Here is a 16,194-nt window from a genome sequence, read left to right as displayed (position 1 = left end):
CACCCCTATCTACGAATCTTAGCCTAATAATTGACGTTCAAGACGCTCAAGCTTCCCGCGCAAGCTGCCGTCGAAAATCCGGTTTCCGATTCGAAGCTTGATGCCGCCGAGCAAGTTAGTATCAACTATATTGTCAATACGAAGTGATTTTTTCCAACCTTAGCTGCAAATGACACAGATAATGCTTCCTTCTCTGCTTCAGTCAGCGGACGAACAGTGTAAACTTTCGCATCCGCAATCCCTTTTTTGTCATTCGCAAGGCTTATAAAATGATCTGCCACATCAGAGATATGATCTTCTCGGTGGCGTTCAATTAGTATCATTAACGTATTTAATACAAACGTGTTCACAGATGCAAATGCGTCTTTTAAAATCTCTTTTTCTTCTCAATTGAAAGCTTTGGAGATTTCAATACAGACTTTAAATCTGAGTTATTAGTTACTACTTCTTTCACTGCACGAAGCTCTTCTTCCATTTGGTCAAGAAGCTGGTGTTCATTCGCAAGCTGGAAAAGAGCCAACGCGTAGCGCTTTGCTACTGTGGAGCCCGTCATCGCTTTTCTCCTGCCTCTTGAATGTATTCATTGATCAGCTTTTCTTGATCAGCTGCGCTTAATTCCTTCTCAATAACCTTGGAAGCAATTAGGACAGACAATGAAGCGACCTGCTCGCGGATAGCGGCAACCGCCTGTTCTTTCTGCTGCTCGATTTCAAGCTTAGCAGATTCCTTAATGCGTTCAGACTCAGTGCGGGCAGCCGCAATGATTTCCTCACGCTGCACGTCGCCTTGTTTCTTCGCATTTTCGATAAGGCCCTGTGCTTCTGTACGTGCTTCTTTTAAAAGATTTCTTTGCTCTTCTAAAAGTTTTTTTGCTTCTGTACGGCTTTCTTCTGCCGCTTGGATTTCACTGGCAATGTGCTCTTCACGCTGCTGCATAATGCCCATTAAAGGACCCCACGCGAATTTTTTCAGCAATGCCAACAAGATGATGAACATGATCAGCTGGTACAAAATGTCCCCGCCGTTAAAACCGCCGCCTGCAGCGCCTAATACTAGACTGTTTGTTAACACCCTCGATTCACTCCCTTCAAGAGTTGTTCCACTTATGAAACGGAGTCATATGCATGATTCCGAATTAGTTTTAAGGTAAAAAAACATAAAGGAATGGCGAAGGTTCATAGAATGATCTTCGCCATTTAGAACGATTGGTACAGTATTAATTAACCGCCGATAACCATGAACGCGATAACTACGCCGATGATCGGAACAGCCTCTACTAACGCAACCCCGATGAACATTGTAGTTTGAAGCATACCGCGAGCTTCTGGCTGGCGAGCCATACCTTCAACTGTTTTTGATACGATAAGACCGTTACCGATACCGGCACCTAGTGCTGCTAAACCGATTGCAATTGCTGCTGCTAAAAGACCCATTATTGAGTTCCTCCTTAAATTGTATGAAAATTTATTTGTTTAAAATGTTTTGTCCATGAAATGAACAGGTATATATTAATGGTCATGGCTCACTTTGTGTGCCATATAAACCATTGTTAACATACAGAAAATGAATGCCTGGATAGATCCGACAAAGATTGAGAATCCTTGCCATACAAGTGTCGGCAGGATTGCTGCAAGCATTCCGCCTACACCGGCGTGAGCCAGTCCTCCGACAAGCAATGTCAGCAGGATTTCACCTGCATAGATATTACCGTAAAGACGAAGTCCCAACGTCAGAGTGTTTGCAAACTCTTCAATGATTTTCAATGGGAACAAGAAAGGCATTGGCCTGATAAAATCCCGGCCGTATTCTCCTACTCCTTTAAGCTTTACGCCATAGTAATGCGAAAGCCCAACAACCATTGCCGCTAATGTTAATGTGATAACAGGATCGGCTGTCGGCGATTTCCACCATAAAGTGTGATCATAAGTGATTGCGAACGGAAGTCCGAGCATGTTTGAAACAAAGATATACATGATCAGGGTTAATCCAAGGATGTGGAATCTTCCGCCTGTCTTCCAGTCCATCGTGCTGTTAATGATATTCTTAACAAAATCCATAATCCATTCGAAGAAATTTTGCATCCCCGTTGGTTTCATGGCCAATCGACGGGTTGAAAGCAAAGCAATAATGAAAACAATAGCACTTGCCACTGTAATCATCAGTACGTTTGATAAGTTAAAATTCAATCCTAAAAAGTCCACTATAGGAGCTTCATGATGCAATAGTGTTCACCTCTCTTCCCGCTATTTACGTAATTGAAAAGATTGAAGAAAATAATCTATCATAATGACAATATAGGATGTCATTAATCCAAATACCACACTGATCAGATGCAGCTTATCCGGATATTCCAGAGCGATCATCACAGCAAATACTGCTGTAGCCATTCTGGATACCGTTCCAAGTGAACGCACCTTCTCGCCTCTCTCGACTGCCTCTCCAAACTGCAGCGCCTTTCGTGAAATCAGCCACAAATTGAACAGGCTTAAGCTTGTACCAAATATCAAGCCCAGAAAAATAGATTGATAAGGTGTAAACCCCCAGCCGAGAACGTATACAGACAACAAAAGGAATATGTATTTTCGCTGTCTTTGAAAAGTTACTTTGATTTCCGGCATGATGTTCATTCTCCTGTGAAGAAATGTTGGATTAAGCGAAGCATGGCGTAAATCCCGGCGCCCAGTCCAATGAACAAACCGACCAATAGGAATAACGGCTCTGTTCCTGCCTTGCTGTCAAGCCACCTTCCGGCGAAAATGCCAATGAGCGTGGAACCTACTAACTGAGAAAGAATGGCGGACATTAAGGCCATCGCCTTAAATGGGTTGCGGTCTTTTTGACGCATAAAAACGCATCCTCCCTTAAGAGAATGGTAAGTGGGTTTTGAGGCCATAATTAATCATATTAACATCATGCAGAAGTGGGAAATATGTCTGCACAAATATTTTGAAAACCCTATCATCTTTTACCCTTTGTAAGCATACAATAGGGCTTTGTCAATGTCAATGCGTTTGGAGTGAAAAAGTTCACAAACAAAAAGGTAAAAATATGGTATGTTCACATATTTATCACATTTAATTTTTGGATATCTATTGAAAAAGGAGCGAGTTTCTGCATCGCTCCTGAAAACGCTTTAAATTAACATTATCACTTACTTTGAGTGGTCCGCTTGTTTACCGAAGGTTCCGGGTCCCCGAGCTGCCCATCCGGCCTCACAAATAGGTAGGTTTCAATCCAATCTTCCTTGCCGGCTTTTTTGGCAAACACCTTTGCAAGGTACAGCCCAGGCCCGGGAAGCTTATCTGCCGGAATTTCCTGCAGCAGCTGTCCTTTGCCTGCATTTCTTTTCCAGTCAAGATATCCCATGAAGCGGAGGCTTTCCGAATCAAACATGGCAATTCCGAACTCTTCTGCCCCGCCAGGAAGATACACTTCATAGCGATACGTGCCCGGCTTATCTCCTTTGCCCAGTCCGAATCCCATCACCCTTGGATAATCCGGCTCTTCAAGCACATAAAGATAGGGAATTCTGATGCTTTCGGCACCTGCCTTCATAAGCAGGTACCCATCATAGATCTTTTTCTTTAAAAGAGTCGGGTCTGCCGACATTTTGATTTCCACCTTTTTCTTATCACCTGGGTTTAATTGAAATGTCATAGGCATTTCCCAATTGATGCCCTGTGCCTTATAAGGTACAGAAAAGGAGTAGGTCTGCGTTTTCTCACTAATATTTTCAACCGCTATAAAACTGCTGTGTTCATGCAGCCTGTCCGCGATCTGAAATTTCCCAAACTGCAGAGAGGCCGGGAGGACAAGCGTTTCTGCTCTCAGCGCTTGATCAAGCTGGATTCTGCCTGCTCCCTGCTCATAAGTTCTATATGTTTTTCCTTCTGTATTCATAAGAAGCTTAGCCGTATTCATAAGTACTGCCTTAATCCGTTCCGGCCCCCATTCGGGATGAGACTGTTTCAGGATGGCACAGGCCCCTGCGACGTGCGGAGCGGCCATGCTAGTCCCCTGCAGCGGCAGGTAACCGCCAGGAATGGTGCTATTTATGGCGACTCCAGGTGCCACAACATCCGGCTTGATTTCCCATGTTGATGTAACGGGTCCGCGGGAACTGAAGTCAGCCAGGATATCCCTTTCTTCTATTATATTAGTCCGGGCAAGGAGTCTTCCTTCATTAATGTTCTTCTTGAGCTCCTCTCCTTCTTCCTTTGATAACGCCGCTACTGGAATTGGAACACCACTGTCCAGATTGCCAAAGAACCTGCCTTTTGTATTATTAAAAATAATGATTCCCTCTGCTCCTGCTTCCATTGCATGGACTGCCTTATCAGTAAACGTTAGTTCCCCTCGTTCCACTAATACCATTTTCCCTTTGGCATTCTTCAATTCTTCAGGATGACCGAGTCCTCCATCGACCAATTCAAAGGATCGGTCAAATTCCCAATCCTTTGAACCCTGCAGCAAATCAAGACGAATTTCCCGCCCGCCTATGCTCAAAAATGGCACCTTCATTGTTGGTGTTGAGGCTCCTACAGAAATGGCCTTCGAGGCTGTTCCCGGTGATCCGACCGTCCAAATATTCGGACCCGAATTGCCCGATGAAGTGACAGCCGTTATTCCCTTTTCAACTGCTTTATTAAGGGCCATGCTTATCGGAAGGTCAGGTCCGTTCACGTTATTTCCCAAGGAAAGGTTTAACACATCAACTTTATCCTTTATTGCCTGTTCGATGGCCGCTATCACTTGTTCTGTTGTTCCGCTGCCGCCTGGTCCGAGAGCCCGGTAGGCGATAATGGTTGCTTCTGGTGCAACCCCTTGAATTCTGCCATTTGCCGCAATGATTCCCGCGACGTGAGTGCCGTGCAGTGTGCCTTGTCCCCCTGCAGCTTTTGTTTCCATCGGATCCTTATCATTATCCACCAGATCATGTCCACCGCCATAGCTCCTTCGCAAGTCTGGATGATTATAATCGATGCCGGTGTCGATTACGCCTACTTTCACACCCTTGCCTGTGAGGCGCTGATTATCTCTGTCATAATAGCCTCTGGCATTAATGCCGCCAATCAGCTTGATATTGTCATCGGAATGTACATGATAGGTATTAACCGGTGAAACAGAAGATACTGACTCTATCTTTTGCAGGCTTTGCAATGCAGATTGCTTTCCTATAACTGAAAAGCCGTTCAACGCCTGATTGAATGTATGCCTAATTTGCAGATCAGGATTTTGATCTATCATTTTCTTAATCCCCTGTTCGTTCTTCGCATCTTTCAGAACGACGATAGCCACTTTTTCTATATCAGGTGGCTCCTCCGGAATAGGAGGGTGTGAAAATGTCCGGGCCAAAACAGTACTTTGACTCCAAAAGAAGGATATGAATGTTAAGATCAGCAAGAATTTTTTCATAAGATAACCCACCCTCTTTTTGTTTTAGGGTGGGCTGAATAGGTGCCATGTATGCGTAAATTGATATAAAATAAACGGCTAGTTCAAGGATTCATAAACAATATTAGCTACTTCTTTTGAAAGTGCTCCTGTGCTGCGGTATGATCCGCTTGGTAAAGGATCATTGTTTTGTTTGTTCGTCAGCAGGATAATCTGGAGGTTTTCCTTTGGATCTACAATAACCTGGGTTCCAGTAAAACCAGTATGGCCAAAGGCTATGTCAGAATAGTGATCTCCCATATACCAGCTTTTATCCAGCTCCCAGCCATATCCCTGGCCAAAGCGCTGAGGAGAGGTAAAGATATCAATCACTTCTTTATCATACATTTTGGTTTTTCCATATGTTCCGCCATTTAACATGGTCTGGCCCAATACGGCAAGGTCCCTTGCTGTCGAAAATAAACCAGCATGGCCAGCAATACCTTTATTGCCATAGAAGCTATTCCCATCATTAACTTCTCCAATTAGTGTGTAATTTCTCCAGTATTTAAACATATCCGGACTTTCTTCAACATAGTACCCAAAATTAGGGTCATCAATCATTTTATATTCATAAGGATTCCCCCAGGAAGTAGCTGCAATTTTATGTTTGAAATGTTCAGGAGGAGTAAACATCGTATCATGCATTTTTAAGGGATTATATATATTTTCCTCTAAGTATTTATCCAATTTTTGTCCACTTATCTCTTCAATTAAAAAACCCAACATCATAAAGCTAAAATCGCTATATCTTCTGTCCGTTCCAGTCGGGTATTCAAGGGGCAGCTGGTTTATATAACTCAGAACCTCTTCCGAATTGTCAGCATATAGGTATGTCGGTTTCCAAGGAGTCAATCCTGAGGTGTGTGTCAGCAAGTCGGCTATTGTAATATCTTCTTTTCCACGCTGAGCAAACTCAGGTATATATTCAGATACCTTGTCATTGACTGAAAGTTCACCGTCACTTACCAGTTTCATAATGCCCTGAGTTGTTCCCATCACCTTCGTAACTGAAGCAAGATCGAAGATTGTTCTCTTTTTCATTTTTCGGGGATTACTGAGTAATTCCCCCATATCGTATTTTTGTGCATATCCATATGCTTCCACTTTGACGATTTTTCCATCCTTTGCCACAAGAACTACTGCACCGGGTGTAATACCATCCTCAATAGCCTCCGTAATTGCTCTATCAATACCCTTTAATTTGACAGGATCAAAGCCAGCCTTTTTCGGATCAGCATGACTTAATTTTTGCCCGGACCGTTCTGTGGCATTCACCATATTTCCAGAAAATACTGCAGAACTTAAGGCTAATGCCAATACTATTAACAATGTCTTTAACCTTTTCAAATTTTCATCTCCTTTATAACCAATATACAATATTTTGTATAATTAATATTATCTATCTTTCAATCGATTATCAATATAGTTTTTAGTATTTTCAGAAAATAGTACTTTTAGATTATCACGAAAAAAATAAGCCATCAAATAAATGATGGCTTACTCCCTTTATGTATTAAAACAGCTGATTCGGTTCAAGTTTCCCCTTTTGAATTAACCGGTCACGCTTCTTATCTCTCCACATATCCGTTAGCGTCGCGGCTATTAATAATAATGTAAGCAGAATTCCTTTTCCTTCTGCCAGTTTAAATACCAGGGCGATAAAACCTTCGGACATGAAGGTATTCATTAATGAACCCAGCAGCATGATGATCCAGACAATTAATGCTCCTTCTACTACGGCTAATGCTCTCATTTATTCGACCTCCCGAGTATTTAAAATCATTATGCCAATACCCTGAAGACAGGAGTCTAAACGTACATCTTGCAATTTGGGATTGCCTTTACTTTCCAAAAATCTTCTGCCAGATGCTTTTGCTTTTTTCAGCTTCCAATGCACCGGCTACTTCTTCTACAGACTTTTGTGTCGCCATCAGTTTTTCATAGAGGGAAGTGACTTTTTCGCTCTCTTTTTCATAGCCTTGTGCATGGGCATTTCTTAAATCTTCAATTGTGAGTTTGAGCTCATGCACCTCATGTATCAGCTGTTTGTTTTGTTCTCTGATTTTATTTTGGGTTAGACGGGATTGTTCATTTTGCTGAACGAGAAAGCTGACCAGCTTTTTCATATCTGTCAGTTCTGAATTCACATTCACCAGTGAAGTGGTGCTGCTTTCTTCGTCATCTTCCACTGTAATAATCACTGGGATGCCTGCATCCTCAAGCTTTGCTGTGACTTCCTCTTTCTTTAACCCATCTGAATACAATTTCCGGATGAATTTAAGCTTTTCGATTTCGGAAGCCTGGATTTTATAGCGATTGTGTTCTTTCCGATAATTTATGTATTCTGCATGCTCCTGCAAATAACGCTTTAAGCTATTCTCAGGTATGTCCGGAAGTGCTTCTTTGAGCTCCTTCATTGTCAAATACTGATTTGCCAACGTCCTCAGCACCTTTCTTGGTATCTTACCGATTCACCCAGCCGCCTCTGGGCATTACCTATGACTAACCACCTAACCGCCAACAAAACCACCATCAATATTTTTGCGGTGAATTCCCCATCAACGAAGCCATTTCAGCCGCCATTTCTTCAACCATGACCAGGCCAATTAATCACTCCAAAAAACTTATAAACACTTATATATCAACATTTTGCAAATATCCATCCAACCATCAACATGTTAACCGCTTACTATTTCAACATGAATTTTACTTCCATTTCTCCTATACTCTATCATAACTTTTCCAGCTTTGCGGGGAAAGAGACTTTTAACATAATTATTGATTAATACTATAAAAATCCATCTACTCATGATCACCCACCCAACCACCAACATATCAACCATGTAATTTTGCAGTAGTTTGACACTCATCTCCCCTCCCCTTTATAGAAAAGAACAGAAAAATGCACCTCCTTTTAAGAGAGGTGCATTTTTTTAGTTTTACGGTTTATATTCTTCCGGACGATCATTAGTCTGTTGAAAATGGTAGCGGATTGCTTCGCAAATTCTACTGGAGGCATTTCCGTCACCATATGGATTTACGGCCTTTGCCATTTTTTCATAAGCTGCCCGGTCAGTCAGAAGTTCAGTTGCCAGTTCGTAAATAGGCTGTTCCTCAATGCCGGCAAGCTTAAGGGTGCCGGCTTCAATTCCTTCTGGCCTTTCCGTTGTATCACGGAGGACAAGTACAGGCACACCAAGGGAAGGCGCTTCTTCCTGGACTCCGCCCGAATCTGTCAAAATCAGATGAGCTCTTGATGCAAAGTTATGGAAATCAATGACGTCAAGAGGTTCAATAAGATGAATGCGGCTATCGCTGCCGAGGATTTCTGATGCGATTTCCCGTACAGCCGGGTTCAAGTGAACTGGATATACGACTTGTATATCTTTCTGTTCTTCCACCAGCCTTTTAATAGCCTTGAACATGTTCCGCATTGGCTCGCCCAGGTTTTCACGGCGGTGTGCAGTCAGAAGCACAAGGCGGTCATCGCCAATTTTCTCAAGGACTTCATGATGATACGCGTCCTTAACAGTCGTTTTAAGTGCATCGATTGCCGTGTTTCCAGTGATATAAATACTATCCTTCTTTTTATTTTCATTTAAAAGGTTTTCCGCTGACTTCGATGTTGGCGAGAAATGCAGATCAGCCATGACACCTGTAAGCTGGCGGTTCATTTCCTCAGGGAACGGGGAGTATTTATTCCATGTGCGCAGTCCCGCTTCCACATGGCCGACTACGATCTGATTATAGAAAGCGGCAAGGCTTGCAATAAACGTTGTAGTGGTATCTCCATGTACAAGCACGATATCCGGCTTTACTTCCTTCATGATCTTATCAAGACCCTCAAGTCCGCGTGTTGTCACATCCACCAGTGTCTGGCGATCTTTCATGATATTCAGATCATAATCTGGTGTGACCTTAAAAATATTTAATACTTGATCCAGCATTTCACGATGCTGTGCCGTAACGGTGACAATCGATTCAAACTGATCAGGGCGTTTTTCCAATTCAAGAACAAGGGGTGCCATTTTAATGGCTTCCGGCCTTGTCCCGAAAATCGTCATCACTTTAATTGGACGAATCATTCGGAGCACCTTCTTTTTTAAAAGATATTTTCAATCTTTTTGTCCATCAATGAGCTGAGATTATTTCGTTCCGAATAAACGGTCGCCTGCATCACCGAGACCAGGAACAATATAGCCTTTTTCGTTCAATTTTTCGTCTAATGCTGCGATATAGATGTCAACGTCAGGGTGAGCTTCCTGTACAGCCTCTACCCCTTCAGGAGCAGCAATCAGGCACATGAATTTAATGTTTTTGCCTCCGCGCTTTTTAAGAGAGTGGATGGCTTCAATTGCGGAACCTCCAGTTGCAAGCATTGGGTCAACCACGATGAAATCTCTTTCTTCCACATCACTTGGAAGCTTTGCATAGTATTCAACCGGCTGCAGTGTTTCCGGGTCGCGGTATAAACCGATATGACCCACTTTTGCAGCTGGAATTAGCTTCAAGATGCCGTCAACCATTCCAATTCCTGCACGCAGAATAGGGATAATTCCTATCTTCTTACCTGCTAGTACGCTGGACTTCATCGTGCTTACTGGAGTTTCTATTGTAATTTCTTCTAAAGGCATATCACGGGTGATTTCGAATGCCATAAGTGTTGCCACTTCATCGACAAGCTCACGAAATTCCTTTGTTCCCGTACTTTTTTCACGAATGTATGTAAGCTTATGCTGAATTAATGGATGGTCAAAAACGTAAACCTTTGCCATGATTATCTCTCCTTTTCAATATGCAGATTAGTCGAACCACACTTCGTCTAATTTTACAGAAAAACAGTTCCATCGGCAACTATGATTCGCTTTTGTTAAAGAAAAGTCATTTTTAAAAGAAAAGCGTAAGCGCCTCGTTCACCTAAGGAACGCAGGCTAAGAGCGTCACGTCCTGTGGCAGAGTCTGCATGACCCGCATCCTCCCAAAAGCTGCCGCTTTTGTTCGTGCGAGGATTATGCTGACGAAGCCTTCCTTGACCTGCGGGCCTCAAGCATAAGACGGTTCCTGTAAGAAGCCATTTTTCCCTTTGAAAGGAAACGGGCTTAGACCTAGAGTCCCTGGAGCCCCAGCTAGACAAGCTTGTAACCTCGAGGGGGCAGGCTGCTTGCGCCAGACAGTTCTCGAAGTTCGAAATTTCCTTATATAACCATACAAAAGCCGGCCTCTTGCTGTGGCCGGCTGATTGATTAATATTCAGGGTATAAAGTGAAGCTGCCTGTTAAGGCTTCGACGCGCTGAGCCGCTTCTTGAAGCTTCCCTTCATCTTCATGATTCTTTAGTGTGAAGGCAATAATGGATGCAATTTCTTGCATTTCTTTTTCGCCAAATCCGCGGGACGTAACAGCCGCTGTTCCGATGCGGAAGCCGCTTGTCACGAATGGGCTTTCCGGATCGAAAGGAATCGTGTTTTTGTTGACTGTAATGCCGACCTCATCAAGTACTTTCTCAGCAACTTTCCCTGTTAAACCAAGGGAGCGGAGATCAACTAAGAGCAGATGGTTGTCTGTACCCTGTGATACAAGGTCAATTCCTTCAGCCTGCAATGCTTCCGCCAGCTTTTTGGCATTAGAAATAATATTGCCTGCATATGTTTTGAAGTCTTCCTGAAGCGCTTCGCCGAAGGCAACCGCTTTTGCCGCAATAACATGCATTAAAGGACCGCCCTGGATTCCAGGGAAAATGGATTTATCAATTTTCTTCGCATATTCTTCTTTGCAGAGAATCATGCCGCCGCGCGGTCCACGTAATGTCTTGTGCGTGGTAGTTGTAACAAAGTCCGCGAACGGAACCGGATTCTGATGAAGCCCAGCAGCTACAAGACCTGCAATATGAGCCATATCAACCATCAGCATGGCACCGACTTCATCGGCAATTTCACGGAAACGCTTGAAGTCAATTTCACGCGGATAGGCACTTGCACCCGCTACAATTAGTTTCGGTTTATGCTGACGGGCCTTTTCAAGCACATCATCATAATTGATGCGATGTGTTTCTTTATCCACCCCATATTCGACGAAATTGTACTGCACGCCGCTGAAGTTAACAGGGCTGCCATGAGTTAAATGACCACCATGGGATAGATTCATGCCAAGAACAGTGTCTCCCTGTTCAAGGACAGTGAAGTATACAGCCATATTTGCCTGTGCACCTGAGTGCGGCTGCACGTTCACATGCTCTGCTCCGAAAATTTCCTTCGCACGGTCACGTGCTAAATCTTCGACTACATCCACATGTTCACAACCGCCATAATAGCGTCGGCCTGGGTAGCCTTCAGCATACTTGTTTGTTAAAACAGAACCCTGTGCTTCCATTACCGCTTCACTGACAAAGTTTTCAGAAGCGATTAATTCAATCTTTGATCTCTGGCGTCCCAATTCTTCCTGAATCGACTTGAAAACCTGCTCATCCTGCTGTGCTAAATGCTTCATAAGAATCCTCCCTTTTCTCCAACACACTTTTAATAAAGGAAAGCTTTGTTAAGGCTCTCCATTTTTATGTATCGATCTTTTTGTGAAAATTCTTTTTCATTTTAGCATGTTTTCCGAAAAAGTGACAGGCACCTATACCAGTTTGATGAAGTGGTATAGGTGCCTGTCACCATCCTTTTATTCCCAGTTCCAATAATCCACTTCGCCAAGGTATGGCGCACGGATTTGCTTTTCTTCTTTTAGCTTTAATAGCTCTTTTACCGGGCCGGTAACGACTGCTCCATAGACAGTGAAGCCGTTTTTTTGCAGATATTGATGACGTTCTTTCAGATGATCCAGTCCTAAAAAGTTTTCATAATAGCTTTGAGATTCATTTTTTAACAGGTTTTCCATCTGTTTCAGCATCAACTTTTTATTTTCTTCCATAAATTCCTCATTAAGAGCCAATTTCGACTCTGACATATAATCTTCTCCTGCTTCCCTTCCTCCAGTCAGACCATAAATGGATGTTAATTCGATTGAGTTGCCTCCGCTTCCATACCCCGTCTGAAATTCCTTCAGTTCCCCTGTATAGAGCGGCATCCAAAGGACTTCCAGGTCATAGGGCTCTAACAAGGTCAGAAGATCTTCAGGTTCCATGAATGACTGTGTGGAAAATGCCATTTCCGCCACAGTCCCGTCGTGTATTTTGTCAAGAGATGCCCAAACACCTGGTTTCCCTTCAGCTGATAGCCTTTTTCCGCTTTTCGGATTTTCAGGCAGAGAGAAACGGTAAATGTTTTCGTTTTGCGGCTTATATTTCTGGATTTTTAAGGTTGAATACGAATTTAGCAGCCTTTTCTCAATGTGAACCTCCCCGATTGTTTGAGATTCGCGGCCAATCTGGCTGGAAATCGGATAAGATATTTTCTGTGTCAGAAAGGGTGTTAGTTCTTTATTAACAAAACCACCAAAATCCTCATATAGATTCGGATGCTTCCAATCAAGAGCTACCTTGCTGTAAAATACATGCTTCTTTTCACTATTGGCGGCATCGGATAATATATTCACGGCCATCATATAAACCCAGAACAAAAGCAGACAGGCAGCGATGACCCTCATTACTCTGAATGTTAAGGTAAAACGGTATTTGGCCATGATTTTCTTTTCGCGGTCTTTGTTCCAGTCAGTCATGTTTTTCCCTCCAATGTTCATCGGCGAGCTGTGTCAGCTTTTTCCGGGCCCGATGCAGTGTCACCTTTACTTGATTTTCCGATAGATCCAGCGCCTCCTGGATTTCACTATAGCTAAAAGACTCAAATTCTCTTAAATATAAAATGGACCGATACTGTTCCGGCAGGCAGCTCATAAGGTCTGCTACTTTTTCTTCGATTCTTTATTTAATGCTTCATCCTCCGGCAGCCCATAGGGACTTGTCATTTCATCTCTGGAAAATAAATAGCCGGCAAAAGGAACCTTCTTTCTCCTCTGCCGTTTCCTCCATTCATCCAAATAGGCGTTCCTTGCTACTTTGAATAGCCATGCCCTTACATCTTCCTGTTTATAGAAAGAGAGAGAAATCGTTGCCTTAATGAATGTTTCCTGAGTTAAATCCTCCGCTGTTTCCTTGGAGCCTGACATTTTATATAAATAGTAATAAAGCGGTCTGGCATAATGCCGATATAAATCATCCAGCCTATCCCGCCTGTTTTCTTTCAACGGTTTCTCCCCTTTCTCAAGAAAAGCTGCACTTTATACACGTTCTTCCTTCCTGAATGTTACACGTTCCATAAAAAAGTGACAGGCACCTATACCAGTTTGATGAAGTGGTATAGGTGCCTGTCACCCATAGAGTTTAACTGCATGATTCATTTTCTGGTTTACGTTCATAGATCGCCCGTGCCCCGCCGATCAGTTTCGGCCTGGTTTTGGCCATGGTGACGTGGGCCTCGCCCACTGATTTTTGTGAGGTCCTGATCGGAACGGCTACATGCTTCAGATGCATGCCGATCAGGGTGTCGCCGATATCAATTCCCGCATCTGCCTTGACAAACTCTACCATGACGGGATCTTTGAAGTGTTCATAGGCATATGCTGCCATCGCGCCGCCGGCCGTGCGGTGAGGGATGACGGTTACTTCATCCAGGCTTTTTGCTTCAGCAACAGCCCTCTCAACTACGAGTGCCCTGTTCAAATGTTCACAGCATTGAAAGGCGAGAGCTGCCCCCGTATCCTTGTGGAGCTTGTCCAGACGTTCAAAAATCATTTCAGCCACTTGTTCCGTTCCGGCTGTGCCGATACTTTTCCCGGCCACTTCACTTGTGCTGCAGCCAACTACTATAATATGCTTTTCTCTTAGAAGTACTTGTTCGCTAAATTCACGAATGATTATATCCAGTTCTTTTTTCCATTGTTCAATCAAAATGCTCACCCTTTCGGAAGATTCACTTCGTTTCGTAAGCTGTAATCTTTCCTACACGGTTTTCATGGCGGCCGCCTTCAAATTCCGTTGAAAGCCACACTTTTGCAATTTCACGAGCCAGGCCTGGGCCAATCACTCGTTCACCCATAGCGAGGATGTTGCTGTCATTATGTTCACGGGTTGCTTTGGCACTGAATACATCATGCACAAGCGCACAGCGAATTCCCTTCACTTTGTTAGCGGAGATGCTCATGCCAATCCCCGTCCCGCAGATCAGAATGCCTTTATCGAATTCCCCTCCTGCTACCTTTTCAGCAACAGGCAATGCATAATCCGGATAATCTACTGAAGTTTCGCATTCACAGCCGAAATCCTCATACTCAATGTTCATTTCATCCATTAGGCTTTTGATTTCCTCGCGGAGATTAAGTCCGCCATGGTCTGATGCAATTGCAATTTTCATTATGAAACCCTCCTGTTTGAAGCCCGCTTAATTTTGACATTATGCTTTTATTTTGACACAAAACATTGAAAATATAAAGAAAGGGAGCTGCATTTTGGGCTCCCTTAAAGTTTAAACTTAGTAATTGTGCTATTTAATTTTTCCGCTTGTTCTTTAAGCTCGATGGCCAGTCTTTCTACATTTCCAATCACAGCAGTCTGATGCTGAGTGGCTGCTGAAACCTCCTGTGCGCCTGCTGATGTTTCTTCAGCAATCGCCGCAACTTCCTGGGATTGTGTGGATGTAAGCTGTATTCCCTCCATCTGGTTATCAACCAAGCCTGAAATAGCAGACACAGATGCAGCCATTTCATTGACCACTTTCGCCATTTCTTCAATCACTTCGTTTGTTTTCGTCCCCTTTTTCACTTCATTATTAGCAGTCTCCACTTGATAAGAGATTTGCGTAACAACATTGCGGACCTCTTCCTGAATGTTTTTTATCAATTCTGAGATGCCCTGCACTGCCTGTGCACTTTCATCTGCAAGTTTACGCACTTCCTCAGCGACTACGGCGAACCCTTTGCCATGGTCCCCCTCACGGGCTGCTTCAATGGAAGCATTTAAAGCAAGAAGGTTAGTCTGCGCTGCAATATCACCGACAAGCTGAATAATCTGCTCCACTTTCACGGCATTTTGTTCAAGGCGCTTCACTGTCTGCAATGATTCCTCATTATCGCGGGCCAATTTTTCTATACCTGAAATAAGTGAATGGATCACTTTCTTTGATTCCATCAAGTCCTGAACCATTTCGCCGGAAACATTTTGTGATGCTTTTGCTGTATCCTGGACCTCCTGAGCAATTCTCAGGACATCTTCCATTGATTCAGCTGTTGATTGAATGGAAACCGCAGAACTATCTGCTCCCTGGGAAATTTCGCTAATGGTTCTAGCAATCGAATCTGCCTGCTCTGCAGCTGCTGAAGACTCGGAAGACATCGCAATGACCTTTTCATTCGTTTCTCTAAAATTCTCGTCAATTTTATGGACCATATCCCTTAAATTGAAAAGCATATGATTGAATGCAATGCCCAATGAACGGATTTCATCATCTGACTTGGAAAGCTCTGCGTCCTGGCCGATATCGCCATTGGCAGCCATGAGTGCCGTTTTTTCAAGTTTCTGTAAAGGTTTGATAATGAAACCTGCAGCAAAAAAAGCAAGAACACCTGACCAAAAAATACCCATTCCTAAAGTTATAATAGTAAAAACAGCCTCTCCAAATGGAAGCATTTCTTCAATACCAGGAAATAGAAAGTAAAGAAATATGGCACTTGTGGTGTATGTAATGATGGCCAGCGATGTGATAAAGAATACGAGCTTTTTCCTAAGGCCAAACTTATAGCCCTTTTTCTCCCCCATTATGTTGTC

Annotated in this window: 19 protein-coding genes and 1 pseudogene; all 20 read right to left on the bottom strand. The window is 43.3% G+C overall.

The genetic code is table 11. The features are described 5' to 3' along the window. Positions 1 to 18 precede the first annotated feature (18 nt). Positions 19 to 553: pseudogene (locus M5V91_RS23640) on the bottom strand (F0F1 ATP synthase subunit delta). Continuing rightward, positions 550 to 1,071, bottom strand: coding sequence for a F0F1 ATP synthase subunit B (locus M5V91_RS23635; RefSeq protein WP_009332218.1), 522 nt, complete (start codon positions 1,069 to 1,071; stop codon positions 550 to 552). The pseudogene M5V91_RS23640 and the gene M5V91_RS23635 overlap by 4 nt, the downstream one beginning before the upstream one ends. A 149-nt stretch (positions 1,072 to 1,220) precedes the next feature. Further along, positions 1,221 to 1,433 carry a F0F1 ATP synthase subunit C gene (gene atpE, locus M5V91_RS23630; protein ID WP_009332220.1) on the bottom strand — a complete coding sequence of 71 codons (213 nt, stop codon included), beginning with the start codon at positions 1,431 to 1,433 and terminating at the stop codon, positions 1,221 to 1,223. A 75-nt stretch (positions 1,434 to 1,508) separates the two neighbouring features. Beyond that, entirely contained in the window at positions 1,509 to 2,222 is a 714-nt protein-coding gene (atpB, locus tag M5V91_RS23625; RefSeq protein ID WP_009332222.1) for a F0F1 ATP synthase subunit A, read from the bottom strand. Between the two features lie 21 nt (positions 2,223 to 2,243). Beyond that, positions 2,244 to 2,618, bottom strand: a complete 375-nt coding sequence (locus M5V91_RS23620) for an ATP synthase subunit I (protein ID WP_009332224.1) — start codon at positions 2,616 to 2,618, stop codon at positions 2,244 to 2,246. A gap of 5 nt (positions 2,619 to 2,623) precedes the next feature. Then, positions 2,624 to 2,845, bottom strand: a complete 222-nt coding sequence (locus M5V91_RS23615) for an AtpZ/AtpI family protein (RefSeq protein WP_009332225.1) — start codon at positions 2,843 to 2,845, stop codon at positions 2,624 to 2,626. Between the two features lie 302 nt (positions 2,846 to 3,147). Continuing rightward, entirely contained in the window at positions 3,148 to 5,415 is a 2,268-nt protein-coding gene (locus tag M5V91_RS23610) for a S8 family serine peptidase (RefSeq protein ID WP_284521524.1), read from the bottom strand. Positions 5,416 to 5,493: 78 nt separating this feature from the next. Beyond that, positions 5,494 to 6,783 (bottom strand): serine hydrolase, encoded by a 1,290-nt coding sequence (locus M5V91_RS23605; RefSeq protein ID WP_251174305.1) that lies wholly within the window; start codon positions 6,781 to 6,783, stop codon positions 5,494 to 5,496. 166 nt (positions 6,784 to 6,949) lie between these two features. Next, entirely contained in the window at positions 6,950 to 7,189 is a 240-nt protein-coding gene (locus M5V91_RS23600; protein ID WP_009332231.1) for a hypothetical protein, read from the bottom strand. Positions 7,190 to 7,277: 88 nt separating this feature from the next. Next, positions 7,278 to 7,874: a hypothetical protein gene (locus M5V91_RS23595; protein ID WP_192907957.1), complete on the bottom strand. Its 597-nt coding sequence runs from the start codon at positions 7,872 to 7,874 to the stop codon at positions 7,278 to 7,280. Positions 7,875 to 8,114: 240 nt separating this feature from the next. After that, positions 8,115 to 8,306: a hypothetical protein gene (locus M5V91_RS23590; protein WP_251174306.1), complete on the bottom strand. Its 192-nt coding sequence runs from the start codon at positions 8,304 to 8,306 to the stop codon at positions 8,115 to 8,117. A 69-nt stretch (positions 8,307 to 8,375) separates the two neighbouring features. Next, positions 8,376 to 9,521 carry a non-hydrolyzing UDP-N-acetylglucosamine 2-epimerase gene (gene wecB / locus M5V91_RS23585; RefSeq protein WP_251174307.1) on the bottom strand — a complete coding sequence of 382 codons (1,146 nt, stop codon included), beginning with the start codon at positions 9,519 to 9,521 and terminating at the stop codon, positions 8,376 to 8,378. A gap of 60 nt (positions 9,522 to 9,581) precedes the next feature. Next, on the bottom strand, positions 9,582 to 10,211 hold the full coding sequence (upp, locus tag M5V91_RS23580; protein ID WP_217025985.1) for a uracil phosphoribosyltransferase: 630 nt from the start codon (positions 10,209 to 10,211) through the stop codon (positions 9,582 to 9,584). Between the two features lie 468 nt (positions 10,212 to 10,679). Continuing rightward, a complete protein-coding gene (glyA, locus tag M5V91_RS23575) occupies positions 10,680 to 11,921 on the bottom strand; it encodes a serine hydroxymethyltransferase (protein ID WP_251174308.1) in 1,242 nt (413 codons plus the stop codon). A 177-nt stretch (positions 11,922 to 12,098) separates the two neighbouring features. Further along, positions 12,099 to 13,094: an anti-sigma factor gene (locus M5V91_RS23570; protein WP_251174309.1), complete on the bottom strand. Its 996-nt coding sequence runs from the start codon at positions 13,092 to 13,094 to the stop codon at positions 12,099 to 12,101. Further along, positions 13,087 to 13,269, bottom strand: coding sequence for an RNA polymerase sigma factor (locus M5V91_RS23565; RefSeq protein WP_284521523.1), 183 nt, complete (start codon positions 13,267 to 13,269; stop codon positions 13,087 to 13,089). Before M5V91_RS23565 ends, M5V91_RS23570 begins: the two co-directional genes overlap by 8 nt. 8 nt (positions 13,270 to 13,277) lie before the next feature. Further along, complete coding sequence (locus M5V91_RS23560) at positions 13,278 to 13,619, bottom strand: sigma-70 family RNA polymerase sigma factor (protein ID WP_284521522.1); 342 nt, start codon at positions 13,617 to 13,619, stop codon at positions 13,278 to 13,280. 136 nt (positions 13,620 to 13,755) lie between these two features. Continuing rightward, on the bottom strand, positions 13,756 to 14,322 hold the full coding sequence (locus M5V91_RS23555) for a TIGR01440 family protein (protein WP_251174310.1): 567 nt from the start codon (positions 14,320 to 14,322) through the stop codon (positions 13,756 to 13,758). Positions 14,323 to 14,344: 22 nt separating this feature from the next. Then, complete coding sequence (rpiB, locus tag M5V91_RS23550; RefSeq protein ID WP_009332252.1) at positions 14,345 to 14,785, bottom strand: ribose 5-phosphate isomerase B; 441 nt, start codon at positions 14,783 to 14,785, stop codon at positions 14,345 to 14,347. 104 nt (positions 14,786 to 14,889) lie between these two features. Next, positions 14,890 to 16,185, bottom strand: a complete 1,296-nt coding sequence (locus M5V91_RS23545; RefSeq protein ID WP_251266801.1) for a methyl-accepting chemotaxis protein — start codon at positions 16,183 to 16,185, stop codon at positions 14,890 to 14,892. Positions 16,186 to 16,194 lie beyond the last annotated feature (9 nt).

The sequence above is a fragment of the Cytobacillus pseudoceanisediminis genome (assembly GCF_023516215.1).
In the GTDB taxonomy this organism is placed as follows: Bacteria; Bacillota; Bacilli; order Bacillales; family Cytobacillaceae; genus Cytobacillus; species Cytobacillus pseudoceanisediminis.
Note: the sequence above shows the minus strand (reverse complement) of the source record. Positions and strands in the feature narration are given on the sequence as shown.